21 protein-coding genes are annotated in these 25,874 nt (G+C 73.4%); 12 read left to right on the forward strand and 9 right to left on the reverse strand.

The genetic code is table 11. From position 1 onward, the window contains the following. Nucleotides 1–96 precede the first annotated feature (96 nt). From OG550_RS11035 to OG550_RS11060, 6 genes are all read left to right on the forward strand, one after another. A complete protein-coding gene (locus OG550_RS11035) occupies nucleotides 97–351 on the forward strand; it encodes an acyl carrier protein (RefSeq protein ID WP_327676525.1) in 255 nt (84 codons plus the stop codon). Nucleotides 352–425: 74 nt separating this feature from the next. Beyond that, entirely contained in the window at nucleotides 426–941 is a 516-nt protein-coding gene (locus OG550_RS11040) for a MarR family transcriptional regulator (protein ID WP_327676526.1), read from the forward strand. After that, nucleotides 938–2,566 (forward strand): MFS transporter, encoded by a 1,629-nt coding sequence (locus tag OG550_RS11045; protein WP_327676527.1) that lies wholly within the window; start codon nucleotides 938–940, stop codon nucleotides 2,564–2,566. The genes OG550_RS11040 and OG550_RS11045 overlap by 4 nt, the downstream gene beginning before the upstream one ends. Before the next feature lie 151 nt (nucleotides 2,567–2,717). Then, the gene (locus tag OG550_RS11050; protein WP_327676528.1) at nucleotides 2,718–3,788 is read left to right on the forward strand and encodes a hypothetical protein; all 1,071 of its coding nucleotides are present in this window, start codon (nucleotides 2,718–2,720) and stop codon (nucleotides 3,786–3,788) included. Then, nucleotides 3,785–5,017, forward strand: coding sequence for a cytochrome P450 (locus tag OG550_RS11055; RefSeq protein ID WP_327676529.1), 1,233 nt, complete (start codon nucleotides 3,785–3,787; stop codon nucleotides 5,015–5,017). Before OG550_RS11050 ends, OG550_RS11055 begins: the two co-directional genes overlap by 4 nt. Further along, nucleotides 5,014–5,235 carry a ferredoxin gene (locus tag OG550_RS11060; protein ID WP_327676530.1) on the forward strand — a complete coding sequence of 74 codons (222 nt, stop codon included), beginning with the start codon at nucleotides 5,014–5,016 and terminating at the stop codon, nucleotides 5,233–5,235. The genes OG550_RS11055 and OG550_RS11060 overlap by 4 nt, the downstream gene beginning before the upstream one ends. Nucleotides 5,236–5,384: 149 nt before the next feature. Here the strand turns inward: OG550_RS11060 and OG550_RS11065 are convergent, their stop codons facing one another. Continuing rightward, nucleotides 5,385–6,662 (reverse strand): transposase domain-containing protein, encoded by a 1,278-nt coding sequence (locus tag OG550_RS11065; RefSeq protein ID WP_327676531.1) that lies wholly within the window; start codon nucleotides 6,660–6,662, stop codon nucleotides 5,385–5,387. Between the two features lie 396 nt (nucleotides 6,663–7,058). On the opposite strand from OG550_RS11065, the gene OG550_RS11070 reads away from it, so the two are divergent. From OG550_RS11070 to OG550_RS11085, 4 genes are all read left to right on the forward strand, one after another. Then, the gene (locus tag OG550_RS11070) at nucleotides 7,059–8,720 is read left to right on the forward strand and encodes an ABC transporter substrate-binding protein (RefSeq protein ID WP_327676532.1); all 1,662 of its coding nucleotides are present in this window, start codon (nucleotides 7,059–7,061) and stop codon (nucleotides 8,718–8,720) included. A gap of 13 nt (nucleotides 8,721–8,733) precedes the next feature. Beyond that, complete coding sequence (locus OG550_RS11075; RefSeq protein ID WP_327676533.1) at nucleotides 8,734–9,714, forward strand: ABC transporter permease; 981 nt, start codon at nucleotides 8,734–8,736, stop codon at nucleotides 9,712–9,714. Next, a complete protein-coding gene (locus OG550_RS11080) occupies nucleotides 9,690–10,688 on the forward strand; it encodes an ABC transporter permease (protein WP_327676534.1) in 999 nt (332 codons plus the stop codon). Before OG550_RS11075 ends, OG550_RS11080 begins: the two co-directional genes overlap by 25 nt. 86 nt (nucleotides 10,689–10,774) lie before the next feature. Next, nucleotides 10,775–11,776: a glutathione S-transferase C-terminal domain-containing protein gene (locus OG550_RS11085; protein ID WP_327676535.1), complete on the forward strand. Its 1,002-nt coding sequence runs from the start codon at nucleotides 10,775–10,777 to the stop codon at nucleotides 11,774–11,776. A gap of 92 nt (nucleotides 11,777–11,868) precedes the next feature. Here OG550_RS11085 and OG550_RS11090 read toward each other — a convergent pair whose 3' ends face one another. After that, nucleotides 11,869–12,708 (reverse strand): NAD(P)H-binding protein, encoded by an 840-nt coding sequence (locus tag OG550_RS11090; protein WP_327676536.1) that lies wholly within the window; start codon nucleotides 12,706–12,708, stop codon nucleotides 11,869–11,871. A 160-nt stretch (nucleotides 12,709–12,868) separates the two neighbouring features. Next, nucleotides 12,869–13,711 carry an AfsR/SARP family transcriptional regulator gene (locus OG550_RS11095; RefSeq protein WP_327676537.1) on the reverse strand — a complete coding sequence of 281 codons (843 nt, stop codon included), beginning with the start codon at nucleotides 13,709–13,711 and terminating at the stop codon, nucleotides 12,869–12,871. A 363-nt stretch (nucleotides 13,712–14,074) separates the two neighbouring features. Between OG550_RS11095 and OG550_RS11100 the strand changes: the two genes are divergently transcribed. Together OG550_RS11100 and OG550_RS11105 are read left to right on the forward strand one after the other, a co-directional pair. After that, nucleotides 14,075–14,803, forward strand: coding sequence for an SDR family NAD(P)-dependent oxidoreductase (locus OG550_RS11100; protein ID WP_327676538.1), 729 nt, complete (start codon nucleotides 14,075–14,077; stop codon nucleotides 14,801–14,803). A 199-nt stretch (nucleotides 14,804–15,002) separates the two neighbouring features. Next, entirely contained in the window at nucleotides 15,003–15,965 is a 963-nt protein-coding gene (locus tag OG550_RS11105) for an aromatase/cyclase (protein WP_327676539.1), read from the forward strand. Between the two features lie 237 nt (nucleotides 15,966–16,202). On the opposite strand, the gene OG550_RS11110 is transcribed toward OG550_RS11105, so the two are convergent. The 6 genes from OG550_RS11110 to OG550_RS11135 form a co-directional block, all read right to left on the reverse strand. Further along, nucleotides 16,203–17,360 carry a DNA cytosine methyltransferase gene (locus OG550_RS11110; protein WP_327676540.1) on the reverse strand — a complete coding sequence of 386 codons (1,158 nt, stop codon included), beginning with the start codon at nucleotides 17,358–17,360 and terminating at the stop codon, nucleotides 16,203–16,205. Nucleotides 17,361–17,502: 142 nt separating this feature from the next. Continuing rightward, the gene (locus OG550_RS11115) at nucleotides 17,503–19,377 is read right to left on the reverse strand and encodes a DNA cytosine methyltransferase (RefSeq protein WP_327676541.1); all 1,875 of its coding nucleotides are present in this window, start codon (nucleotides 19,375–19,377) and stop codon (nucleotides 17,503–17,505) included. Continuing rightward, complete coding sequence (locus OG550_RS11120) at nucleotides 19,377–20,282, reverse strand: hypothetical protein (RefSeq protein ID WP_327676542.1); 906 nt, start codon at nucleotides 20,280–20,282, stop codon at nucleotides 19,377–19,379. The genes OG550_RS11115 and OG550_RS11120 overlap by 1 nt, the downstream gene beginning before the upstream one ends. Next, nucleotides 20,279–22,096, reverse strand: coding sequence for a hypothetical protein (locus OG550_RS11125; protein WP_327676543.1), 1,818 nt, complete (start codon nucleotides 22,094–22,096; stop codon nucleotides 20,279–20,281). Before OG550_RS11125 ends, OG550_RS11120 begins: the two co-directional genes overlap by 4 nt. 59 nt (nucleotides 22,097–22,155) lie before the next feature. Continuing rightward, nucleotides 22,156–23,172 (reverse strand): PD-(D/E)XK motif protein, encoded by a 1,017-nt coding sequence (locus OG550_RS11130; protein WP_327676544.1) that lies wholly within the window; start codon nucleotides 23,170–23,172, stop codon nucleotides 22,156–22,158. Next, complete coding sequence (locus tag OG550_RS11135; RefSeq protein ID WP_327676545.1) at nucleotides 23,169–25,772, reverse strand: Z1 domain-containing protein; 2,604 nt, start codon at nucleotides 25,770–25,772, stop codon at nucleotides 23,169–23,171. Before OG550_RS11135 ends, OG550_RS11130 begins: the two co-directional genes overlap by 4 nt. Between the last annotated feature and the right edge of the window lie 102 nt (nucleotides 25,773–25,874).

Genomic DNA, 25,874 nt, shown 5'->3' on the forward strand with positions numbered 1-25,874 from the left:
CGCCCGGGCGGCTTCAGGGGGACTCCAGCGCCGTTCCAGACCCCGCTGCGACGTTGGGGTGCCGACCGTACCGAAACCGACAGCGAGGACAGCGACATGAGCGCACTGACCATCGACGACCTGCGGACGATCCTGCGCGACGCGGCGGGTGAGGACGAGGAGGTCGACCTCTCCGGGGACATCGCCGACACCCTGTTCACCGATCTCGGCTACGACTCGCTGGCGCTGCTGGAGACCGCGTCGGTGATCAGCCGCCGCTACGGGATCGCCCTGCCGGACGACCTGTTCGACGGCGTGGAGACCCCGCAGGCGCTGCTGGACGAGATCAACTCGGCCCTCACGCTTGCCTGATCGTTCGTCAGTTCGGCTTCGGCACACGCTTTTCTCAGTTGGTTTTACCCAACCAACCGGTCTAGCATGACGGCATGACAACTGAAGCGCCTGCCGTACCGTCACCCGGCGCCACGCGCCGGGAGCTGTCCGACCGGGCCATCGCCGAGGCCGCCGTGGCCCTCAACACCATCGGCTGCTGGCTGCTCTCGCCCGCGACCAAGCGGCGGATCGCCGCCGAGGCCGAACTGACGCTCCCACCCGGCGACTACACGCTGCTCACCCAGATCGAGCACTGGCAGCCGGTACGGCTCTCCACCGTCGCCGAACGGCTGGAGGTCGACCGCTCCTCGCTCACCCCGCAGACCCGGCGGCTGGAGGACGCCGGCCTGATCGTCCGGCTGCCCGACCCGGTCGACCACCGGGCCCAGCTGGTCCAGGTCACCGACCGGGGCCAGGCCGTCCTGGAGCGGCTCTGGCAGGCCCGCTCGCAGGCCCTGGCCGGGCTCCTGGAGGGCTGGGCCGACGCCGACGTGGCGCTGCTGACGGAGAGTCTGAGCGCGCTGGCCGGCAGCGTCGGCGCCCGCGCCTACCGGGAGGGCCGGTCATGAGCGGGCAGTCCACCGACGCCGCGGTCACCCCCGGACAGCCCGGCCCCGGCGGGCCGGTCGGTACCGGCGGGCCGGGCGAACCCGTCGGGTCCGGCGGGCCGGGGAACGAGCCGGGTGCGGCCCGGGCCGCCGCCACCGCGGAGGCGCCCCCGCAGAAGGACGCCCAGGCCGGGGAGGCCCCCGCCGGCCCGTCCGCGGCGGTCCGGCGGCGCGAGAGCCTGATCGTCGGACTCGCCTGCCTCGGCCAGTTCATGGTCGTCCTGGACGTCTCCATCGTGAACGTGGCGCTGCCCGCGATCCGCGACTCGCTGCACTTCGCCTCCGCCGACCTGCCGTGGGTCGTCAACGCCTACACCCTCGCCCTGGCCGGCTTCATGCTGCTCGGCGGCCGCGCCGCCGACCTGTTCGGCCGGCGCCGGATGTTCCTGGTCGGCGTGGTCGCCTTCACCGCGGCCAGCGTGGTCGGCGGCCTGGCGCCGTCCGCCGGGGTGCTGGTCGCGGCACGCGCCGTCCAGGGCCTCGGCGCGGCCGTCCTGGCCCCCTGCACACTGACCATCATCACCACCACCTTCACCGAGGGCCCCCGGCGGACCAGGGCCATCGCCACCTGGTCGATGGTCGGCGCGGTCGGCGGCGCGGTCGGCGCGATCGCCGGCGGCCTGCTCACCGACTACCTGTCCTGGCGCTGGGTGCTGCTGGTCAACCTGCCGATCGGCCTCGCCGTGGTGGTCGGCACCCGGCTCTGGCTGCCCGCCGACCGCGGCAACGCCGGGCGGAAGCTGGACGTCCCCGGCGCGGTCACCGTCTCGGCCGGCCTGACCGCCCTGGTCTACGGCATCGTGCAGGCCGACAAGGACGGCTGGGGCGCCACCGGCACCCTGCTGCCGATCGTCGCGGGCCTGGTGCTGCTCGGCCTGTTCGTCCTGATCCAGGCCCGGCTCGCCTCCGAACCGCTGCTCCCGCTGCGGCTGTTGGGCGTCTGGCAGCGGTCCGGCGCCAACCTGGTGATGTTCCTGCTCGGGGCGGGCTTCTTCTCGCTGCTCTACTTCGTCTCGATCTACCTGCAGAACGTCCGCGACTTCTCGCCGATCGAGACCGGCCTGGTGTTCGTCCCGCACACGGTGGCGACCGTGGTCGGCGCCAAGTCCGCCGCCCGGATGCTCGGCCGCGGGGTCCCCGCCCCCTGGCTGATCATCAGCGGGCTGGTCGCCTCCGCCGCCGGCTTCCTCTGGCAGGCGCAGCTGGACGCGACCGGCTCGGTGCTGCTCTGGGTGGTCGCCCCCGGCAGTCTGGTGTTCCTCGGGATCGGCCTGGCCCTCACCCCGGTCGCCATGACGGCCACCTCCGGGGTGCCGGGCGCGGACGCGGGCATCGCCTCCGGACTCGCCAACGCGGCCCGCCAGATCGGCGGTTCGTTCGGCCTGGTGGTGCTCACCGGCATCGCGTCGGCGCACACCCGGAGCCTGCTGGACGGCGGCGAACCGGCCGCCGGTTCGCCCGAGCTGGCCTCGGCGCTCACCTCCGGCTTCTCCTGGGCGTTCGTCTCCGCCGCCGCGATCCTGGCGCTCTGCATCCTGGTCACGCTCACCCTGCCGCGGCCGCCGCGGCGCACCGCCGCGAGCTGACCGCCCCGGCGGGCGGGCCCGTCCGCGAGGGCCGCTCCAACCGTGTTCCAGCGCCCCTCTACGGACGGCTGCGAGGTTCGAGGCGACCCGGCCGCCGCCGCACACCCGCGGCGGCGGCCCGCCCCAGCCCCGGCGAACAGAGGACCCCGCGATGCCCAGCACGCCCACCCCCGGTGCACCGGCCGTCACCGTCCGGGCCCCGGCCCAGCAGCTGAGCGCCCTGCTCGGCGCCGTCGAACGCTGGCCCGTCCTGCTCGACCACGTGGTGTACGCCCTGCGGACGCCGGACGGGGAGACCGAGCGGGTCGAGGTGTGGACCCGCGACGGCGAGCGGATCACCCACTGGTGGGGCGAGCACCGCACCGCACCGGACGGCCTGCGGACGGACTTCCGGCACTCGCCGGCCCCGGGCAGTCCGGCCACCGTCACCGGCCACTGGGTGCTCACCCCTGAGGAGGGGGACGGCGGGACCGGCCTCGCCCTGCGGCTCGACCGGGACTCCGCCGGAGCGCCGCTGGCGGGCGCCGGTCCGGCCGGGGCCGGGGCGGACGCCGCGGCCCCGCCCTCCCCCGAAGCCCCGCCGACCGCCGGGGCCGCCGAGGTCGCCGAGGTGTTCCGCCTGCACGCCGAGGCGGACCCAGGGCTGGTGTTCACCTTCCAGGACACCCTCCGCACCACCGCACCCGCCGAGCCGGTGCTGGACTTCCTGCGGCGCGTCCGGGACTGGCCCGGCGCCGTGTCGCACATCGCCACCGTCTCCGTCACCGAGACCGCTCCGGGCGTCCAGTCCGTGGTCTCCGGCGTCCGGGCCCCCGACGGCTCGGTCCAGGACGTCCCGTCCGTCCGCCTGGTGCTCGCCGACCGGGTCGTCTACACCCCGCTGACCGTCCCGCCGTTCGCCTCCGCGCACCTCGGCGAGTGGATCGTCGGCACCGCCCCGGACGGCGCCACCACGGTGACCGGACGGCACACGGTGGCGCTGCGCGCGGACCGGCTCGCCGCCGCCTTCGGCCCGGGCACCACGCCCGCCGACGCCCAGCGCCGGGTGCGGGCCGCGCTCGGCGCGCACAGCCTGGCCACCCTGGACGCCGCCCGGGCGGACGCGGAGTCCCGCACCGCCCCGGCGCCCGCGCCCGTCCCGGCCCCCGCTCCCGTCTCCGCCGCCGTTCCCGCTCCCGTTCCCGCTTCCGCTTCCGCCCCCGTCTCCGGAGGTCACCGATGACCCGATCGCCCCTGGCCGAACCCGCCCGGCCCGCCATCGCCTTCCCGCCCGACCGGAGCGACCCGCTGGCCCCGCCGGTCGAGTACCGGGTGCTGCGCGACTCCGCCCCGGCCTCCCGGATCACCCTCTACGACGGCAGCGAGGCCTGGCTGCTCACCCGGTACGACGACGTCCGCGCCGTCCTCGGCGACCTCCGGTTCAGCGCGGACGCCCGGCGCGACGGCTTCCCCTTCGTCTCGGCCGCCGTCCGGGCCAGCGTCGGCGGACGCACCCCGTTCTTCCGGATGGACCCGCCCGACCACGACCGGATCCGGCGGATGCTCACCCGGGACTTCATGGTCAAGAGCATCGACGCGCTGCGGCCGCGGATCTCCGCGATCGTCGACCGGTTCCTCGACCAGCTGCTCGCCCAGCCCCAACCCGCCGACCTGGTGCAGGAGTTCGCACTGCCGATCCCCTCGGCGGTGATCGCCGAGCTGCTCGGGGTGCCGTACGAGGACCACGAGTACTTCCAGACCCGCGGGAAGCGGATGCTCAGCCGGTCCAGCACGCTCCAGGAGAGCGCGCAGTCGGTGGTCGACCTGCGCGAGTACATCGGCAAGCTCGCCGAGCGGCGCCGCACCGACCCCGGCGACGACGTCCTGAGCCGGCTGGTGGTCGAACGCGAACTGACCGGCGAGCTCGACCACGAGGACGTCAAGAGCACCGGCCTGCTGCTGCTCGTCGCCGGGCACGAGACCACCGCGAACATGATCGCGCTCAGTGTGCTCACCCTGCTCCGCCACCCGGAGCAGCTGGCCGCCCTGCGGGCCGACCTCTCCCGGGTCCGGGACGTGGTGGAGGAGCTGCTCCGCTTCCTGTCGGTGGTGCACAGCGGGGTACCGCGGGTGGCCCTGGAGGACGTCGAGATCGCCGGGGTGGTGATCCGCGAGGGCGAGGGCGTGATCGCCTCCGTCCCGGCCGCCAACTGGGACCCCGCGCACTTCGCCGCCCCCGAGGTCTTCGACATCGACCGGGATGCCCGGCGGCACGTCGCCTTCGGCTTCGGCATCCACCAGTGCCTGGGGCAGCCGCTGGCCCGCGCCGAGCTGGAGATCGCGCTGACCACCCTGCTGGACCGGCTGCCCGGACTGGGGCTCGCCGAGAGCGGCGAGGACGGCGGCGGCGGACCGGAGTTCGCTCCGGAGAAGGCCGTCTACGGCCTGCACCGGCTGCCGGTGACGTGGTGAGCGCGGCGCCGGCGGAACGGCTGGTGGTGGACACCGGCCTCTGCTTCGGCTCCGGCCAGTGCGTCCAGCACTCGCCCGGCCTCTTCGAGCAGCGGGACGAGGACGGGCTGGGCCGCCCGCTGGTCGAGCTCCCGGCCGGGGAGGCGCTGCACGAGGCGCGGTCGGCCGTCGAGCTGTGCCCGTCCGGGGCGATCAGCCTCCGGCCCGCCGGGGCCTGACGGACCGGGCGGACCTGACGGAACGAGCCGGACGGGCGGTGCCGGACGAACGGCCCGACGCCCCCCGACCGGCACCCTCCGCGCCTGACCGGAACCGGCCCACGCTCCCTGGTGTGACCCGGCCTGACGAGGCCGGACCGGACCACCGGTCAGCCGGCCCGGCGGCGGGCCCGTTCGTCCGCCGCCGGGCGCCGGACCGGCGTGCCCAGCGACCGCGTGCCCAGGCCGCGCGGTACGCCGCCGGCCACCGGCGCCCCCGCCACCGCCACCGCCGCGGCCGCCGCCATCCGCGCGGCAGCCCTCCGCGCCGCGGCCGTCGCCACCGCCCCGTCCAGGGCCGGCTCGCCCCGGTCCCGTGCGGGGCGCAGCAGTTCCGCCAGCGCCTGGTGGACCAGCAGGTACCCCCAGACCTCCTGCTCCACCCCGCGCCGCGACCTCGCCCGCAGCGCCGGGACGGCGCCGTCCGGCCGGCCGGCCGCCAGTTCGGCCAGCGCCTCGCGGAACCGCCAGCGGTGCAGGAAGAGCGCGGCCAGCGCGTCCGCCGGCGCGGCGACCGGGTCGAGCAGGCTGGTGACCAGCCGCAGCCGGCGGCCGTCCACGGTGTGCTCCACCACCCGGACCGGCACCGCCAGCGCCGAGCCGTCCTCGTCGCAGTCGCCGGCGCCGTCCAGCACCGAGCGGTAGGAGCCGTCCGGGAGCGTCGCGTGCCGGACGAAGTCCGCCTCCACCGGTACGCCCCAGAGCAGTTCGGCGCCGTTGGCGCGGGCCGTGCACCAGGAGCGGGCGCCGACCATGCCGAGGGCCGCGAGCAGCAGGTCGCCCCGCCCCGCCTCGCGCAGCAGCGGCCGGGCCGCGACCACCGCGGGCTCGCCGCCGACCCCGATCCGGGCGTCCACCACCACGCGGTTGGCGTCACAGGCCAGCGCGACCACCCGGACCCGGGGCGGGCCGCCCGGGGTGCCGGGCCGGGTGAAGCCGGCGGCGTTCTCCTCGGAGTCCGGCACCTCGAACCGCGCGGTGTCCAGGCTCAGCACCCGCAGGCCCAGCAGGCCGGGCGCGGGCGGCACCTGGGCGGCGCGGGCGGCGAACAGTGCGCGCAGCGGCTCCGGGCCGAGCCGGGCCCGGGCCCGGGAGAGCGCCGCGGCGGTCGGCACCGGGCAGCTGCCGGGCAGACCGAAACCCCATCTCATTCCCTGAGACAGAAGCTCGGCGACCCGCTCGTACTTAAGACCGGGGAAGAGGCAGAGCGCGAGCACGAAATAGACCACCACACGGGCCGGGAGCAGCCGGGTGCGCTGTTCGGTCCGCCCGGTGAGGACCAGCACCTCGTCCACCAGTGCGGGTGGGAACGACCACGTGAGCAGCCCGATCGCGATGCGCTCGGCCAGTTCGGCGTGCGGGGCCGCCGCCGTCTCGTACCGTCCCATCCGCTCCCCCCTCGGATCGCGTGCGACGGCACCGCTGCTTAAGTCAACAGGCCGCCGTTCCAGTCCCTCCACTCACCATAGCCGCAGGCAGAACGGCCGCGTAGGGTCAGTTCCGTGATCCCCGGAAGCCCGTTGCTGATGCGCCGCCTGGACGTCGACCTCGTCCGCCAGGCCAGCGCGCTCTGTCGCTGACCGGTACGCACTTCGCCGCACCGCCGCGGTGACCGCCCCCGGGCCGGTCGCCCGGATCGCCCCCGCCGCCCCGGCACTTCCTCCCCCGGCGTCCCTCCGCCGTGTCCGGGACGGCCCGGTCCGACCCGTCCGCGCCCTGCCGCGGCGGGCCGCCCGACCGGCCGATCGACCCAGAACCGCCGTCCAGCACACAGGAGTTCGACCATGTCCCGCTCACCGCGACCCGCCCGCGCCCGCTCCGGCCCGGCTCGCCCGTCGCGCCCGGCCGCGCTGTCCGGCACCGCCCTCGCGCTCGCCCTCGCCCTCGCGGGCTGCGCGTCCGGCGGCACCGACCCGGCGGCCGCGGGCGCGGACGCGGGGCCGCCGAAGTCCGGCGGAACGCTCACCCTCGACATCGCGAGCAAGCCGCTCTGCCTGGACCCGCAGAACAACAACTCCAACGGCAACACCGCCGTCAGCCGGCAGCTGGTCGACTCCCTCACCGACCAGGACCCGGCCACCGGGGAGGCCCGCCCGTGGCTCGCCTCCTCCTTCGACGTCTCGTCCGACGCCACCGAGTTCACCTTCCACCTGCGCTCCGGCGCGACCTTCAGCGACGGCAAGCCGGTCGACGCGGAGGCCGTCCGGGCGAACTTCGACACCATCGTGAAGCTGGGCGCGGTGGCCGCCGTCGGCTCCAGCTACCTCGCCGACTACAAGGAGACCGTGGTCGTCGACCCGGGCACCGCCAAGGTCGTCTTCAGCCGGCCCAACGCGCAGTTCCTGCAGGCCACGTCGACCGCCGCGCTGGGCCTGCTGTCGCCCGCCTCGCTGGCCGGCAGCCCGCAGGACCGCTGCCAGGGCAAGGGGCTGGCCGGTTCCGGCCCGTTCACCCTCAAGTCCGCCCAGGGCGAGCAGATCCAGCTGACCCGCCGGGCCGACTACGCCTGGGGCTCCTCGCTCTGGAAGCAGACCGGCCCCGCCCTGCTGGACGGCGTCGACTACAAGGTCGTGCCGGAGCCCGGCGTGCAGACCGGGAGCCTGCTCTCCGGGCAGGTGCACGGCATCATCGGCCTCCAGCCGCAGGACGAGAAGACCCTGACGGACCGTCACATACCGGTGGTGACACGCTCGGTCCCGGGCGTCGTCTACAACCTCACCGCCAACACCCGCAATCCCGTCCTGGCCGACGCCGCCGTGCGCACCGCGATCACCCGGGGCATCGACCGGGCCGAGCTGGTCACCACCCTGCTCTCCCCCAGCTACCGGCCCGCCACCAGCGTGCTGAGCTCCACCACGCCGTCCTACACCGACCTCGGCTCCGACCTCTCCTACGACCCCGACCAGGCCCGCCGCCTGCTCGACGCGGCCGGCTGGACCCCGGGGGCCGACGGGGTGCGGACGAAGAACGGCACCCGGCTCCAGGTCAAGCTGCTCTACCCGGGCGTGGACGCGGCCAGCCGCACCGTCCTCCAGCTCGTCCAGCAGCAGTTGACGAAGATCGGCGTCGCCGCCGACCTCAACGGCCTCCCGCTGAACGAGCTCGCCCCCGCCCAGGCCAACGGCTCCTACGACCTGCTCTGGTACGGGCTCACCCGCTCGGACCCCGACGTCCTGCGCACCGCCTTCGCCAGCGGCGCCAAGAACCGCGCCCAGCTGCCGGCGGGCAACGAGCTGGACACCCTGCTGAGCCGCCAGTCCGCCGTCGTCGACGCCGCCCAGCGGCGCGAACTGGTCACCACCGCACAGCAGCTGATCGTCCGCCAGGCGTACGCGATCCCGGTCTACGAGCAGATCCAGGCGGTCGGGCTGGCGGCCGGCGTCAAGGGCGTGGAGCTGGACGGCTCGGCGCAGCCCCGGCTGCACGACGCCTGGCTCGCCGGCTGAGGGGGAGGTTCGGATGAGGCACCGGATCACCACCCGGCTGCTGCACGCGGCCGTCTCGGTCTGGGCGGCGTTCACGCTGTCCTTCGTCCTGCTGTACCTGCTGCCCGGCGACCCGGTCGCGATCATGCTCGGCGGGCAGAGCGGCACCGGGACGGCCTCCCCCGAGCAGGTCGCGCAGCTGCGGGCCGAGTACGGCTTCGACCGGCCGCTGCCCGCGCAGTACGCCGACCGGCTGCTGGCCGCCCTGCACGGCGACTTCGGCACCTCCCTCCAGACCGGGGACACCGTCGCCCACACCTTCGCCACCGCGCTGCCGCAGACCCTCGCCCTGGCCGGCTCGGCGCTCGCCCTGGCCTGCCTGCTGGGCCCGGGGCTGGCGGTCGCGGCGGCGCTCACCCGCTCCGGGCGGCTCTCCCGGCTGCTGCTCGCCCTGCCCGCCGCGGGCATCTCGCTGCCGCAGTTCGCGGTCGGCCTGATCCTGCTCCAGGTGGTCTCCTTCCAGTGGCGGCTGCTGCCCGCGGTCGGCGGCTCCGGCGCCGCGTCGCTGGTCCTGCCGGCCGTCACGCTGGCCCTGCCGACCGCCGCCGTGCTCGCCCAGGTCTTCGCCCGGAGCCTGTTCGGCACGCTCGACGAGCCGTACGTGACCACCGCGCGGGCCAAGGGCGCCGGCCGGGTGCGGGTCCTGCTCGGGCACGCCGCCCGGAACGCGGCGCTGCCGCTGCTCTCCCTGCTCGCCCTGGTCGTCGGCAACCTGCTGGCGGGCTCGGTGATCGTGGAGACGGTGTTCTCGCGCGACGGCTTCGGCCGGATCACCGCCGCCGCCGTCACCGCCAAGGACATCCCCGTGGTCCAGGGCGCGGTGGTGTTCGGCGCCGCGGTCTTCACCCTGATCAACCTGGCGGTGGACCTCGTCAACCCGCTGATCGACCCGCGCCTCGCCCAGGGCGGGCCGGAAAGGAGCAGTCGCCGGTGGCTGAGACCGCGCTCGACCTGACCACTCCGACCGGCCCGCCCACCGGGCCCGTCTGCGAACCGGCCTGCGAACCGGCCGCCGTCACCGCGGCGGCGGCCGAGCCGCCCGGCTCCCGGGGCGCTGCCCGGGGCACGCCCCGGAGCGCCACCCGGACCACGGCCCGGAGCGCCCTCACCGTCACCGCCGCGCTCGCCGCTCCGCTGCGCCGACCCGGCACCCTGCTCGCCCTGCTCGTCCTGGCCACCGCCCTCGCCTGGGCCTTCGCCCCCGACCTGCTCGCCGGACACGACCCGCTCAAGGCCTCCCCCGCCCACCGGCTGCGCCCGCCGAGCGCCGACGCCTGGTTCGGCACCGACTACCTCGGCCGGGACGTCTACGCCCGGGTCGTGCACGGCGCCTCGCTGTCGCTGCGCGCCCCGGTCATCGCGGTCGGCCTGGCGCTGGTCACCGGGACGGCGCTCGGCCTGCTCGCCGGCGTGCTCGGCGGCTGGGTGGACGCCCTGCTGATGCGCCTGGTCGACGTGGTGCTGGCGGTGCCCGGCATCCTGCTCTCGCTGGCCGTGGTGACCGCGCTCGGCTTCGGCACCGTGAACGTGGCCGTGGCGGTGGGCGTCGCCGGGATCGCCGGCTTCGCCCGGATCTCCCGCGCGCAGGTGCTGAAGGTCCGGCAGGAGCCCTTCGTCCAGGCCGCCCACGCGGTCGGGGTCGGCGGGCTGCGGTCCGTCGTCACCCATGTGCTGCCGCACGCCGCGCCGCCGGTCCTCGCGCTGGCCGCCCTGGAGCTGGGCACCGCGGTGCTGGCCGTCTCGGCGCTCAGCTTCCTCGGGCTCGGCGCGCAGCCGCCGACTCCTGAGTGGGGCGCGATGGTGGCCGAGGGCCGCACCTACCTGGGCACCGCCTGGTGGCTGACCGCCCTGCCGGGGCTGGTGATCGCCGCCGTCACGCTCTCCGTCAACCGGTTCGCCAGATCCGCCACCCGCCGCTGGACGGCCTGACCGGCCGTCCGGCCCGGCCCCACCCCCGTTCCCGTTCCCGTTCCCGTTCCCACCGCAACCCCGTGCACGTCCCGAGGAGTTCCGCCATGTCCATCGACCGACTGCCCACCGCCGACGCGCTCCGGATACCCGGCTGCGACGCCGCCGAGGAGTCCTGCGGGCCGTCCCGCCCGGCCCCGGTCGGCCCGTACCGCGAGGTCGAGTCGCTGCACGGCCGCCTCACCGCCGACGGCTCCAGCGGGTACCGCGCCGAGCCCGGCCGCTACCACCTGTACGTGGCCTGGGGCTGCTCGTGGTCCAACCGGGCCGCCGTGGTCCGCAAGCTCAAGGGCCTGGAGGAGGTGGTCTCGCTGTCGTACGTCGACGACTCGCGCGACGGCCGCGGCTGGGTCTTCGGCGGCCGGTCCGGACCGGACCCGGTCAACGGCTTCACCCGGCTCCGCGACGCCTACGAGACGACCGTCCCGCAGTGGCCCGGCCGCGCCTCGGTGCCCGCGCTCTGGGACCGGGCCGGCGGCCGCCTCGTCAGCAACGACTCCGGCGCGATCAGCCTGGACCTCTCCACCGAGTTCGACGCCTGGGCGGACCCGGCGGTGGACCTCTACCCCGTCCCGCTGCGCCCGCGGATCGACTCGTTCAACCAGTGGCTGCACCACGACATCAACAACGGCCTGCACCGGGTCGGGCACGAGGCCGACCCGGTGAAGCACGCCGAGTTCTTCACCATCCTCTTCGACCGCTTCGACACCCTCGAACAGCGGCTGGCCGGGCAGCGGTACCTGTTCGGCGACGCGGTCACCGAACCCGACGTCCGGCTCTGGCTCTCCCTGGTCCGGCTCGACACCGCCTACCCCGGCCTGCTCTCCGAGCCGCTCGGCCGCCCCGGCGGCTTCCCCCACCTGTGGGCCTACGCCCGCGACCTGTACGCGCGGCCGGCCTTCCGCGAGACCACCGACTTCGGGGTGATCCGGCAGAACTTCGCCGACAACTTCGACCGGATCCACCCCGAACGGGTGGTCCCGGCCGGACCGGCCGCCGAGCGTGCGGAGGACCGCTGGTCCGTCCCCTCCGGACGCGGCTCGAACTGACCCGGGAATATCTGCGGGAATTCACCCGGCAAACACCGAAAAGACCGGTCGGCAGGTTTTTGATAAACCTGCCGACCGGTCCTCCGGCATGCTCAGCGGAATTCCGCCGCGTTGGCCCGGGCCCATTCGCGGAACGTCCGCCCGGGCCGCCCGGTCAGCTCCCGGAATGTCGGCAGCACCTCCGGCCTGGTGGTCAGGTAGCGCTTCTGCACCGGAATGTAGATGTCGATGAAACCCGGCGGCAGACTGGGCCCGAGGACCGCCGGCGCCTCCTCCTCGCTCAGCTCCTCGAACCGGATCTCCCGCCCCGACTCCTCCGCCAGGACCTCCACCTGCTCCCGGACGGTGATCACCTCCGGGCCGGTCAGCGTGTACACCCGCCCCTCGTGACCGGGCTCGCGCAGCGCCGCCGCGGCCACCTCGGCGAGGTCCCGCGGGTCCAGCAGCGGGGCCGCCAGCCCGGGGAAGAGCGCCCGCACCACGCCGTCCCGGCGGACCGCACCGGCCCAGCGCAGCGCGTTCGACGCCAGCCCGCCCGGCCGCAGGAACGTCCAGGGCACGCCCAGCCCGGCGACCAGCTCCTCGCCGCGCAGGTGCTTGGCGTAGAGCGGGTTCTCGAAGCCGACGAACTCCTGGTCGGAGACCGCCTTGGAGGAGAGCAGCACCACCCGCTCCAGCCCGGCGCCGCGGGCGGCCTCGGCGAAACCCGCGCCGCCGTCCTCCGCCAGCAGCAGGAAGACCCGGCCGACCCCCGCCAGCGCCGGGGCGACCGCCGCCGGATCGCGCAGGTCCCCGGCCACCACCTCCACCCCCTCGGGCCACCGGGCGGCGCCCGGGTCCCGGACCAGGACCCGGACCGGCTCACCCGCCGCCCGCAGCGCCGCCACCACCTCGCGCCCGGCCTTGCCGGCCGCGCCCGTCACCAGGATCACCTCGGACCACCTCTCGGTAGAAGAACGACAACAGGACAGTGGGGCGCACCCGCCCCGGACCGGACCGGCGGCACCGGGACGCCCCTCGGGCCGACCCGTTCCACGCCGACCCGTTCCACGCCGGCCCGGTGGACACCGGCTCCCGCCGCACCGGCCCCCGTCACGCCGACCTCGCCGCTTCGACCGCCAGGTCGAGCGAGAGCAGGTCGCTGCCGCCCCGGTGCACGTCCAGCAGCGGATCGGCGCGCAGCACGGCCTCGTACAGCCGCTGGAGCCGGACGGACGGGTCCAGCCCCAGCTCGCGCCGGAGCACCGAACGCAGCCGCTGGAAGACGGTCAGCGCGTCGGTGGAGCGCCCCGAGCGGTACAGCGCCACCATCAGCTGGGCGTGCACGTTCTCGTGCGCCGGGTAGCGGGCGGCGGTGCTGGCCAGCTCACTGAGCAGCCGGTGGTGCCGGCCGAGCCGCAGCTCGGCCTCGACCCGGCGCTCCCAGACGCCGAGCCGGGCCTCCTCCAGGCCGCGCGCGTGCACCTCCAGCGACGGGCCGAGCTGGACGTCGACCAGGACGTCCCCGCGCCAGACCTCCAGCGCCTGGCCGAACAGTTCGGCCGCCCGGTGGTCCTGGCCGCGGTCCTGCGCCCGCTGGCCCTCGCGGACCAGCAGGCCGAACCGGACCACGTCCACGTCGTCCGGGCAGACCTCCAGCTCGTAGCCGTAGTCGTGGGTCTTGAGGATCTGCCGGGCGGCGGCCAGCGAGCCGACGCCGGGCAGGGCACTGAGCGCCTTCCGGATGTGCAGGACATAGGTCTGCAGGGTCGACCCGGCCGTCGCCGGCGGATCGCTGTGCCAGAGCTCCTCGATGCAGGCCGCGGCGGAGGTCACCCGGTTCGCGTTCAGGATCAGCAGCGCCAGCAGCTGTTTCGGCTTGGGTGCGGAGGGCAGATAACTCCGCCCCGCCGCGTCCAGGGACAGCGGCCCCAGAACCCCGAACTCCATGCTCATCGATACCCGACTCCCTTCCGATTCGACTGAATGCGTTGATTCGACAGTTGGCGGAGCCCGAAATCTGATGTTATCCGGGGCAACTGTAGCCCCGGTCAAAGCTTCAGGTCCAGTACGAATTTCCTGGACCGGGTGCGCGAATTGGTCGATCCCGACCGGTGGGGGGAAGCGGCTTTGCACGGGTTCGCGGGGCGAAACAAATCCGCAAGAATTCCCGGGGAAACCCACCAGGATTCCAGCGGTCCTCCACCGGGGGCGGACACCGTGGAGCACGACGGACGGACGGCACGCCCGTCCCGCACCTCCCGCACCTCTCGCACCCGTCCCGCACCGTCCCGCACCCACGACGAACGGAGGACCCCCGTGAGCGAACAGCCCGTGGCCCTGGTGACCGGCTCCTCGACGGGCATCGGCGCGGCCGTCGCCCGCCGGCTCGCCGAGACCGGACACCGCGTGGTGGTCAACTCGGCCCGCTCGGTCGAGGCCGGCGAGGAACTGGCCAAGAGCCTGCCGGACGCCCACTACGTCCGCGCCGACATCGCCGACGAGCAGCAGGCCCGCGCCCTGGTCGAGGAGGCCGTCGCGCACTACGGCCGGCTCGACGTACTGGTCAACAACGCCGGAACCACCCGGATCATCCCGCACGACGACCTCGCCGCCGCCACCCCCGAGGTGTGGCGCGAGATCCTCGACGTCAACCTGATCGGCACCTGGCAGGTGACCGTGGCCGCCGTCCCGCACCTGCGCGCCACCGGCGCCGGATCCGTCGTCAACATCACCTCGATCGCCGGCTCCCGCCCGGCCGGCAGCTCCATCCCCTACGCGGTGAGCAAGGCCGGGCTGGAGCACCTCACCCGGCTGCTCGCCGCCACCCTCGGCCCGGAGGTCCGGGTCAACGCGGTGGCCCCGGGCCTGATCGACACCGAGTGGACGTCGGCCCTCACCGTGCCGCGCGAACAGGTCCCGCTGATCGCCCCGCTGCGCCGGCTCGGCACCGCCGAGGACGTCGCCGCGACCGTGCTCGGACTGGTCGGCGCCCCGTACACGACGGGCACCGTCCTGCTCGCCGACGGCGGCGTGCACCTGCGCTGACGGCCCGTCCGCCCGCACCGGCGCCCTCCCCCGCCGGTGCCCCGCCGCCGCGCCCCGTACCCGAGCCCCGCCCTTGAGTCCCGCCCCGCGAGACCTCCGAGCCCCGCAAGCCCCGCGAGATCCGCGACGCCCCGCGACGCCCCGCCGAGCCCCGGACGGCGCCCGGCCCCGACCCCGACCCGAGCAGGGAGAAGACCCCGTGACCGACCCCGTCGTCCGCACCGCCCGGCACAGCGTCGACATCGCCGCCGACCCCCGGCTGGTCCACCGGCTGCTCGCCGAGGCCACCGACTGGCCCGAGCTGTTCCCGCCCACCGTGCACGTCGAGCGCACCGCCCTCGACCCGCACCGCGAACTGCTGGCGATCTGGGCGCTGGCCGGCCAGGAGGTCAAGAGCTGGACCTCCGAGCGGACCATCGACCCGGACCGGCTCACGATCGACTTCGTCCGGCGCCTGAGCACGCCGCCGGTCGCCGCGATGAGCGGCCGGTGGGAGATCACCGGGCGGCCGGACGGCGGTGCCCGCGTGGTGCTCGACCACCGGTTCAGCGCGGTCGACGACGACCCCGAGCAGCTCGACTGGATCGAGGAGGCCACCGACCGCAACAGCGCCTCCGAACTCGCCGCGCTGCGCGGGATCGCCGAGGGGCACGCCCGGCACGCCGACCTGCGGCGGGAGTTCACCGACTCGGTGCTGATCCGGGCCACCCCGGAGGAGGTCTACGGGTACCTCGACCGCGCCGACCTCTGGCCCGCCCGGCTGCCGCACGTGGCCCGGGTCGAACTGACCGAGGAGCGCCCCGGCGAGCAGGTGCTGGAGATGGACAGCCGCTCCCCCAACGGCTCCGTCCACACCACCCGCTCGGTCCGGATCGGACGTCCGCCCGCGCTGCTCGCCTACAAGCAGACCGTGCTGCCCGCCGCCTTCACCGTGCACACCGGCAGCTGGACGCTGACCGCCGAGCCCGGCCCCGGTCCGGTCGTCACCCGCGCCACCGCCCGCCACACCGTGGTGCTCCACCCCGCCGAGGCGCTCGCGCTGCCCGGCGTCTCCTCCCTGGACGAGGCCCACGCGGTGGTCCGCCGGGCACTCGGCGGCAACAGCCTGACCACGCTGAACGCCGCCAAGGACCACCTGGAGCGGGCCACCGCCGCGCACTGACCCCGCGGCACCCCGAACTTCCCACGCCTCCGGCCGTCATCCATGCCGCCCCGGCCGGGGGCGTGGGAATACCCCCCAGTGCACGGACGCACCTCCGGGCCCGTCCGACACCGGCCCGGAACCCGTCCGGCACCGCCCCGGACGTCCGGCACCGAGAAGGCCCCCTGAACAGCGGACGCGCAGCTCAGGGGGCCTTCCGAACGGCCGGGGGCGGAAGAGTCGGCCTGTACGCCGGGTTCAGACAGAGGGCCGGTCGCACGCCGACAAGTACTCGTCGATCGCCTTACCGATCGCGGCGCCCAGCCCGACCGGAACCGCGTTGCCGATCTGGCGGGCGATCTGGATCTTCGACCCGTGCCACTTGAAGTCCGGCGGGAAGCCCTGGATCAGGGCGGCCTCAAGGTGGGTGATCGGCCGATCCGCCGTCGGGTGCAGATAGCGACCCTTCTCCGGCTTGTAGAACTCCGTCCGGATGGTCACCGAGGGCCGGTCGGCGTGCAGGCGCCCCATCACGTCGCCCGAGCCGTTGTTGTGGCGGTCCCAGCTCACGGTCGAGAGCGGGACCACCTCACCCTCGATGAGCGCCGTCTTGTGGCGCAGGTCCTTTCGATTGCCGCCCTTCGGGATCGCCGCGTAGCGGGCCAGCGAAAGCGGTCGGGGTGTGCGGCCGATGTGGAGCTCGGTGGTCCTGTAAGGCCCTGGGACGCCTTCCCCCGTCTCCCGACCGTCGGGCAGGTCGAGCCCGTCGACGGTCTTCGGGACCAGGTCGAAGACGTCCTCCTGCACCGTGCGCCACAGCGGCCGCCCGGTGAGGTCCTGCGTGCGGGCGTGGGTCGGCTCGGGGTGCCGAAGCGGGCGGCGACTGGGGTGGCGCGCGATGACGTCCTTGCGGGTGCCGATCACGATCGCCCGCCGCCGGGCCTGCGGCACCCCGTAGTCCGCCGCGTTGAGTACCGCGGGAACGATCAGGTAGTCGCCGAGCCGGTCGTCGTCCAGGGCGCTTTGCAGGTCCGCGAACTGCGGCGAGCGCATGAAGCGGTCGACGTTTTCGATGATGAAGATCTTCGGACGGATCTGTTGGACGACCCGCACGTACTCCTTCCAGAGGAGGTTGCGCGGATCGTCGGGATCCTCCTTGCCGAGGCCCGAGAAGCCCTGGCACGGGGGGCCGCCGACGATCACGTCGGCCTTCCCGGCCTCCTCCGGCGGCTGCCAGCCCGTGATGTCCACATTGGCCACGTGCCCACCGAAGTTGGCGGCGTAGGTCGCTGCGGCGGCCTCGTCGAACTCCACCGCCGCGATGCTGCGGAACGGGCTACGGTCCGCGCCCGCCGGCCGGTACGACCTGGTCAGGCCGGCGGTGAAGCCCCCGGCTCCGGAGAACAGGTCCACCACGGTCAGCTCCCTCGGGGAGCCGTCCTCGTGCTGGATGGGATCAGAGTCGCGGATGGGCATGGTGTCGCAGTCTACTTGGTGATCAAGGCGGACGGATCCGCCGAGCGGATGTGGTGGTGTCAACAGGCCCCGTCCCACGTCCTCACCTCACGCCCTCAAGAACGTTCAGCAGGCTCCGCCCCAGCGCGCGGGCCATGACCGGCGGAACGGCCTGACTGATCTGGCGGTACACGGAGGTCTTCAGCCCCTGGACCTTCCAGTCGGACGGGAGACCCTGTAGGAGGGCGACCTGCTCCAACGTGAGACGCAGCAGCCCCTGATTGGGCGGGGCGTCGTGGTCCAGCACGAAGTCCGGTCCGGGTGGCCCGTCCCCGAGGCTCCCGCCGTACACACCGAGGCGGGCCCACATGGCCTTGGTGCGGGACGGACCCAGGTCCGCCCCGCCGCGCCCGGTGGCGCCGCCCACGATCAGCGGGGCCGGAACACCCGCCTGAGCTGCCCACTCCTCGGCGTGCGGCCATCCCCCCGAGGCCATCGACGGCAGCAGGGTCTCGCCGAGGGTCGGACGCCGCCCCTCAAGCGGGCCCGGCCACGAGAAGCGCTTCATGTCCGCGGCGGACATGGCCGCCGCGAAGACGTGCACCCTGTTCTGCGGGACGTTGAAGTGGACGGCCTGGAGCTCACCCCAGTCGAGCTCGAAGCCGAACTCCTCGACCAGTTCGAGGAGCATGGACCTGGCATCCTCGAACTTCGGCTTCTCCTTGAAGTCCGGGATGTTCTCCAGCACCAGAATCCGGGGCCGAACGGCCCGCGCCAGCCGTAGGGCTCCCTCCAGCGCGTCCCTGGGGTCACTGGTGGCGCGCTGCCGCCCCGCCGAAGTGTAGGGGGACCGCGGAAGTCCGCAGACCAGGAGGTCGGCGCCGGTCCCGAGCACCGGATCGCCCGGGTCGACGGACGCCAGATCGCCCGTCATCACCCGCCACGCGGGGCGATTGATCCGAAGCGTGTCGCAGCTGTCCTTGTCGATCTCCACCGCTGCGGCGATGTCGAAGCCCGCCTGCTCCAGTCCAAGGGCCAGGCCGCCCACCCCGGCGCACAGGTCTATGGCCGTGGGCCGTCGCCCGTCCGACGAGGCCGCGTCGGACGACGCCGCGACCGCCGGTCCGCCCGCAGCCGGCCGCGGCCCGGGGACCGTCGCCGGGACGACGGGGGCGTCGCGCCGGCCCGCGCCTTCCGCCACGCCGGTGGTCGCCCGCAACGACTCGGCGACCAGGGCCCTCAACTCGTCGTCCAGGTCCTCCTCACCGAGCGCGTCGAACGAGACGAAGGCCCTGAGCCGAAGGATCCGCTTGAGGAAGTCGCGAAAGACCGTCCGGTCGGCGACCTCCTCCTCCTCGGGGATGTCGAACTCCTGCCAGACGCGGAGAATGCCGCAGACCAGGTGCGCGCTGGCCCCAATGGAGGTACGTCTGGCGAAAACCTGGTCGAACGCCTCTTCCCCCAGCACCGCGAGAGCGTCGAAGAGGTCCTCCCGGTCCAGCCTCTCGCCGCCGACAAGGTGCGCCCGCCACCAGAGGCGCCCGAACACGTGGCGGGTGATGTCGCGGCCGGTGACCCGTCGGGGGTTGAAGCCGGGGAAGCGCCACGCCGCGACGTCGGGCATGACCACCAGCGACAGAAAGGCCCACAGTTGTGGGGAGAGGGCCTCGGCCGGCATGATGCCGGCCTCCTGGTAGAGGATCTGCGCCACGTCCATGTCGAAGCGCGCCGCGTCCCGACGGCTCGGCGGCCTGCTCGACGCCTGCGGGTACCCGTTCTCGGTGGCCTTGGCCACGATCGCGGATCGAAGCACCGCCAACCGGTCGGCGGGCAGCCGGCTTCCGCCGGTCGCCGCGTAGTACATGGAGGGGTGGGCGACGGCCGCCCGGCCGGCCAGCGCCTCGGGTGTCTCCCCGAGGTGTTCCGCATACAGCTCGTCGATCGCCGACGGCAGCAGCTGCGGCATGAGAAAGACCATCAGGAATCCTTTGCGAACAGCCCGACGGCGCCCTGAACGCGGGCGGAGAAGAGCGACGGCTCGCTCTCGTGGAGCCGACGGAGTCCGTCCAACGAGGTGTCGGGGAAGCGGGTGCGCACGATCCCGAGCAGGAGGTGCCCCAGGGTCTCCGGCTCGTACTGCGAGTCGTCACGCAGCTCCGGGTTGCGGACCGCGTGCTCGATCAGCAACCGGACCACGTCCGCCTGCACGGCGGCGTGGATCAGGCGGTCCGAGGCCGACGGCTGGCCGGCGCGCTGCATGGCCTCAAGGACCGGCGGGACCCTGCTGTTCACCAGAAGGACCATCGCCCCCATGGCGGCGGCCGCAGGATCCGGCCCCACAGACAGGTACCACGGCGCGTCGGCCGGATACCCCTGCGCCTCGAAGTCGACAACCGTCATCGGGAACTGGGAGTCGTCGCCCTGTAGACGGACCTGTGCCTCGTCGCACCACAGCACCGAGCCCGCGCGGCGCGCGGTGAGCGGGGCGGCGTCCGGGACCCTCGCCGCGAGCACGAGCTGGGTGTCGAGCGTCAGAACGCCACCGCTGTCACGGCCCCGCACGGTGAAGGCGATCGGAACGGTCAGAGCGCCATGCGCGGGAAGCGGGACGTGCTCGGCCCGTACCCGCAGGCCCGAACCCGAGGAGCTCCAGACGACCGCCAGCGCCAGCCGCGCGTCCGCCGGAAGGCCTACGGACTCCCGGACGGCGTCGACGTCAATGCGGACCTCGCGCTCCAACCGAAGGTCGAACTGGTAGTCCCAGCCCGGCACATAGGGCGGCAGCGGACCACGCCCCTCCCCGTCCAGCCGAACCATCCACCCCTCGGCGCCGATGTCCCCCGCGCGCGGACGACGGTAGGGATGCACCTGACGGACGCTCACAAGGCCTCGCCTTCGGCGCTTACGGCCATCTCGGTGACGGTGTCGGGAGCGGGGGTGACAACGAGCGACCACACGCGGTCGTCCCCCTCCGTGACGCTCAATACAGGCGAGGCGACCAGCGGGCCCGCCTCGGGCAGCCAGCCGACGACCTCCGGTACCGCCGCCCCCTCCGGTGGGGTGTCCTCGCGTCCGCCCCCGCCAACCGCGACGGCCAGCACGGCGCTCACCTCCTGGGCACCGGGGTCGAGCAGCTGAAAACGCTGGATCAGCACCGGGGCACCGGAGAGGGTGTCCAGACGGGCCTCGTCCAGGTAGCGTACCCGCGCAGTGCGCCGACCGTGGCCCGCGCCCGGTGCGAAGCCCTGACCGGCGTTGTGGCGCGCCCCGGCGCCGCCCGCGCCGGAATCGTTGCGCCCAGGCCGGGCCGGCGGGGTGAACACGGACGCCCCTCCCTGACCCGGCGCCCCGGTCATGAGGCCCGACATCAGCCGGCTCATGTGGGCCAGGGAGACGCCCTCCCCCACCTCGTCGGTCGGTGTGCGGGGCGTCGCCGCCTCCCGCATCTCCCGCTTGACCTCTCTGAGGGCCTGGTTCGCGAGACGGTGGTCGTCACCGGATAGCTTCTCCACGAGCCAGTCGTCGTGGGTGGCGGGCTCGCTGGCGGCGAAGGCCCGGTCCATGCCCGAGTCGGCGCGGAAGACTGCGGCGTAGCCCATCGCCTCCTCGGCCGGGGCCGGTCCCTCCAGGTACCTCACCACCAGGTCGACGGGGCGCATCAGACACGTGTGATGGACCCGTTCGACGACGCCCGCCTGCCTGGCCACCTCCGAGGGCCGCCCCATCGGATTGATGAGCGGCTTCAGGCCGAAGGTGCCCAGCGTCCGCTTGAGACCCCGGTGTTCGACGGTTCTGTCCATCGCCCGGTACGCGTGGACGAAGGGCGCCAAATGGGGCACGGTCGTGGGATCCGCCACCGGCACCTCCCGGCCCTCGTTGACCACGGACAGCCGCAACTGCGGCCTGCCGTCCGCCCCGGGCAACATCTTGGGCCACAGGTTCCACACCATCGCGTCGGCGATCCAGCGCATCGCCTCGTCCGCGTCGCGTTCGCCAAGGACCGGGTCGACAATCGCGACGGTGGTGCCCGTGGCCCCCTCGGGGAACGGGTGCAGCCCAAGCCGCCGGGCCACGTCGTCGGCCTCCGCGCCGACCAGCGGCTCGACGTACTTGAGGCCGCCCTGCCCGGCCCCGTCCCTGACATCACCCCAGTAGTGGCGACCGGTGAACGACTTGACGCCGTGGACGGTCTCGGTGGCGTACTTCTCGTGGATGGCCCACCCGATCAGGCGGGTCTCAAGTCGCCCGGCCACCCTGCACCGGGTGTGGACCAGCACGGTGTGCGCGGCGGAGGCCAGATGGAACACGACCTTGCCGGCTCCGTACGTACCACCCCGGTTCTCAGCGTCCTGCGAGTCTCCGATGTTGCGTACGAAGGCGACGAAGTCGGACGATTCGTCCGACACCACGTCGGCCCGGGTGGGACCACCGAGCCCCTTCGTGCCCAGGTCCGTGACGGTGAGCATTCTCGGAGCCCCGCGCTGAAGCGAGGGGCGCAGCGGCAGGTGCGCGGGCGTCGGGGCGCCCTGCTCAAGCAGCCTTCTCCACATGGGCGACTCGGAGGGGCGCAGAGTGCGGAGCTCGACCCGGTAGTCGACCGGGCCGTCGCCGGTACGGGCGTCCCAGCTGTTCTGGACCGACTCGCGGACGAGGAGCGTCAACCCGTCGAGTCCCGTGGCGTCGAGGCGGCGCAGCAACGAGGCACCGCCGCTGCCGCCACCCGGGCCGTGCTGTTCGGACAGCCATCGCGGTGCGGTCAAAGCGGCCCCCCGACCCGTGCGAGGAGATGGTCGACCTCGGCCTCCGCAAGCGGTTCGGTCTGCACGCCGCCGAGGTCGACGGTGTAGGCGACGTCCGACACTCCTGCGGGCACCCCGCCGACGACCGACGTCGGGGTCATACGCGGGAACCTCTCGTCGACCCGGTACCACCTGCTCTCGACCGGCCGCAGCCGCCGCTCGTACTGGTGATCGCCGACGACGGGTCGGTACCCGGCCCGCATCAGCTTGGAGAGAAGCTCGTGCTGGTCGTCGCAAAGGTCCCGGACGCGCTGGACCAGTTCGGGCAGGCTCGGACCGTCGGGGTGGTCCTCAAAGCGGTGCCAGCCCAGCAGGAGATCCCCGCCGGCCGGCTCCTCCAACTGGTCGAGGCCGTGCACCTGGACCAGCCTGCGTTCCGACGTCCCGGCGGTGCTCTTCACCTCGACCGCGTGGCGACCGTCCGTGAAGTCGTGCCGGCCGCCCTCGGGGCCCGCCCAGTAGCGGGTGGCACCCGGATCGGCCTCCAGCATCCTCGACAGCACGGTCAACTCGCCGTACAGGCCGACGAGCTGCTCCTGGGTGAGAGCCCTCGGGCCACCCGCGAAGAGCCTGCGCCAACGGTCGACGACGGCCAGCGCCGTTCGGTACGGACGCTCGCCGTCCGCCTCCAACGCCACCAGGACGTCGCGGCAGAGCCCGGTGAAGACGTCGTCGAGTTCGCGCAGCGAGCAGGTGATGTCCGCGTACCTGCCGTAGCTCTCGTCGTCTTGCAGGGGGCGCTCGAAGATGCGCAGCGCCGCCCCGACCGCGCCCCCGGTGATCGTCTGACGGCGCTGAAGCGGTATCAGCAGGTGCCGGAAGCCGTGGCCGTCCACCGCGGCGAGCAGCCGCCCGAAGTCGGTGTCGACGGGGAGCGCCGATGTGCGCACGACGTCCGCCCGGCCGGACGCGGCACCGCCGAGCGCCGCCCAGTGCTCCTCAAGGAGGTCCTGAAGACCGCGCCCGGATGTCACAGCTGCTCCTCGTAGAGGGCCGCCGCGAGGTCCTCCTCCGGCAGGGCGTCCAGGTCGTCGTCGGGCACGACGCCCGAGAGGTCCGCGCTGAACCACTCGACCCGGGTGTCCTCGCCCCGCGGCACCGGGAACACCATTCCCACCCCGATGACGTGTTCCACGGCGTCCAACGGCAGACGCTCCTTGCGTCGGGTGGGGGACGTCCGGTCGATCGGGTAGAGCACGAGCAGGCCGGTGTCGGGCGACTGGGCCTGCCGCGCCTGCTTGAGCATGTCCTCGGTGATCTTCTGTCCGACCCACTTCTCCAGGTCGAGGTCGACGCCGGCGTCGATCGGGTTCATCAGGGTCTTGATGTCCGCCGCGGCGGGGTCCCCGGTCTTCTGCTTCGCACGGACGATCCGGTCGACCGCGACACCGGGCACGAACTCGTAGCGGGTGTCGGCCGAGCCGGTCGGCGCGTTGCCGACGACCGCGACGTTCCAACGACGGAGCGAGCCGCCGTTTCCGGTGCGCGTCCGCCGCTCGATGTACTCCCTGATCAGCCGCGTGTCGCAGTCGATCGACTTCTCGTGGAAGCGGTACGAGTCGAGGAACCTGAGAACGGACGCGTGGGACACGTTGCGCAGGAGGTGTCTGCCCGGCCTGCCTCGGGCGGCGAGATCCTCGTGGCGGGCGCCGTCGAGCCTCAACGCGTCGTCCAGGAGGTCGCGGGCGGCGTTCTGGTTTCCGCGCAGCCACTCGGCGTCGTGGGCGTGGAAGTAACGTGTCTGAACACGCTGCCCGCCGTAGGAGGAGCTCGCCCTGATGGCGTCACGCATCTTCGTCGCCGCGGTGATCCGCAGCGCCGGGTGGCTACGCAGCCGGACCGCGAAGGTGAGCGGCGTCTCGTCCTCCACCAGGTAGCGGTCGATGTCGCGACGCATCTCGGACTCGACGGTGGCGATGTGGCGGAACCAGTCACGGAGGTCGTCGGTCATCCACACCCGGGGCAGATCGGCGTACCCCTTGCGGAAGCCGAACCACCGCCCCATCTGCAGCAGCGTGTCGTAGGTCGAGGCACCCCGGACGAAGTAGCTGACGACCAACCCCTCCAGGGTCAGCCCGCGCGAGAGGGTGTTGCCGCCGACGGCGATCGCCGTGACCGGGCCGCTCTCGTAGTCGAGGCGTTCCACGCTGGTGGAGTTGTCCAGGATGACCCGGCAGTCCGCGAGGACGGCCGGGAGGTGCTTCAGCAGCCCGTCGAAGGAGGTCGCCTCCTCGCCGAACTCATCGGCCGCCACCCGTCCCGTCTCCCTGCGCCACATCGCCCGAAGCCCGTCCAGCGTCGCCTCGTCGCCGAGCTCGACCAGTGAGGCGATCTCGGAACGGAGGTCCTCCAGCGGGGCCTTGAAGCTCTCGTGCACGGTCGTGTTGACACTGGTGTGCACCAGCATCGTGGAGTGCGGGTTCCCCGTCCCCCGGTAGCGGCGGGCGGCCGTGGCCAGCCAGAAGTAGAGCACCGAGTCGCGCAGCGCCCCGGCGATCTCGGGAACGAACTGCTCCAGTTCGTCCCGGCCCGGCCGGACCAGCGGGATCTCCTCGTAGGGGACCGTGCGGATCATGTCGTAGCCGTCGGGGGCGTCGTCCGGGTCCTCGCCGGCGATCGGCTGGCGCCCGAACAACACCTCGGTGCCGAAGTGACCCTCGGGCTTGGGCAGGTTGACGATGAAGTCCCTCGGGTACAGGTCCTCGCTGGAGGGGTCGATGAGCAGGTTGGCGAAGGGCGTCGCCGTGTAACCGACGTAGCCGCCGCGCGGGAAGAGGTCGATGATCTCCCGGATCAGCGGGTTGGTGGTCTTCGAGGCCACACTGGCCTGGTCCGCCTCGTCGTCGATGATCAGGGTGGGACAGTTCTTCAGGTAGTCCGGGGCCTTCTCAAGCCAGTTCTTGAGCTTGCGCAGTCTGGGGACGTTCTTCTTGACGACGCACAGCACGTGCTGGCCATTGCTCTGGGCGAAGAAGGCCGCCGGGTTGCCGTGCGGCGGCTCGAAGTCCCCGTCGGGACCGGTGAGCGCATGCCACTGGTCGACCACCTGGTCCACGAGCTGGTCCTGCAACCGCAGCTGCGTCTGACGGCGCAGGCCGTTGTGCATGCCCGCCAGGACGATGAAGAACTTGTAACCGGCGTCCGCGGCCTTGGCGATGAGCGCCGTGAAGTTGGTGGTCTTGCCGGACTGGACGTACCCGACGACGAGCCCACGGGTGGAGAACTCCTTCTCCAGCGGGTGGTCCAACATGGAGACGACCTTGGTCGACGCGTCGTCCAGACCGCGCAGGGAGGCCGCGTCCCAACCGGTACCGCCAAGCAGTCCCTGGAGGGCGGGCCAGCAGCGGTCGCCCTCCTGGGGGCCGACGTACCAGGTCCGCCGGTTGTTTCGGACGACCGATCCTGGCTGACGCCGCTCCCGGACCTCGATCGTCTCCTGCTGATGGCGTTCGCCGATGCGCCTAGCGAGCTCCTCGCTCATGCCGAAGAGTCTGATCATGCTCAACGCCTGTTCAGGCGTCTTCTGCTTGATCAGTTGCTTGAACTCCGCATACTGCCGATCGAACTCGTCCATGACGACGCCCGGCTCCCTGTCTCGCTGATTCGCCCACGCCCCACCCGTGGCATGACGGCGACAAACAGGCCCCAGCCAAGGATTGACTGGCGAAAACACTAC

The organism is Kitasatospora sp. NBC_00458, assembly GCF_036013975.1.
In the GTDB taxonomy this organism is placed as follows: Bacteria; Actinomycetota; Actinomycetes; order Streptomycetales; family Streptomycetaceae; genus Kitasatospora.

What these genes read in the sequence shown, in the direction of transcription:
- OG550_RS11035 (WP_327676525.1), top strand. Translation starts at nt 97, where the DNA reads ATGAGCGCACTGACCATCGACGACCTGCGGACGATCCTGCGCGACGCG.
- OG550_RS11040 (WP_327676526.1), top strand. Translation starts at nt 426, where the DNA reads ATGACAACTGAAGCGCCTGCCGTACCGTCACCCGGCGCCACGCGCCGG.
- OG550_RS11045 (WP_327676527.1), top strand. Translation starts at nt 938, where the DNA reads ATGAGCGGGCAGTCCACCGACGCCGCGGTCACCCCCGGACAGCCCGGC.
- OG550_RS11050 (WP_327676528.1), top strand. Translation starts at nt 2,718, where the DNA reads ATGCCCAGCACGCCCACCCCCGGTGCACCGGCCGTCACCGTCCGGGCC.
- OG550_RS11055 (WP_327676529.1), top strand. Translation starts at nt 3,785, where the DNA reads ATGACCCGATCGCCCCTGGCCGAACCCGCCCGGCCCGCCATCGCCTTC.
- OG550_RS11065 (WP_327676531.1), bottom strand. Translation starts at nt 6,662, where the DNA reads ATGGGACGGTACGAGACGGCGGCGGCCCCGCACGCCGAACTGGCCGAG.
- OG550_RS11070 (WP_327676532.1), top strand. Translation starts at nt 7,059, where the DNA reads ATGTCCCGCTCACCGCGACCCGCCCGCGCCCGCTCCGGCCCGGCTCGC.
- OG550_RS11075 (WP_327676533.1), top strand. Translation starts at nt 8,734, where the DNA reads ATGAGGCACCGGATCACCACCCGGCTGCTGCACGCGGCCGTCTCGGTC.
- OG550_RS11085 (WP_327676535.1), top strand. Translation starts at nt 10,775, where the DNA reads ATGTCCATCGACCGACTGCCCACCGCCGACGCGCTCCGGATACCCGGC.
- OG550_RS11095 (WP_327676537.1), bottom strand. Translation starts at nt 13,711, where the DNA reads ATGAGCATGGAGTTCGGGGTTCTGGGGCCGCTGTCCCTGGACGCGGCG.
- OG550_RS11115 (WP_327676541.1), bottom strand. Translation starts at nt 19,377, where the DNA reads ATGGTCTTTCTCATGCCGCAGCTGCTGCCGTCGGCGATCGACGAGCTG.
- OG550_RS11135 (WP_327676545.1), bottom strand. Translation starts at nt 25,772, where the DNA reads ATGGACGAGTTCGATCGGCAGTATGCGGAGTTCAAGCAACTGATCAAG.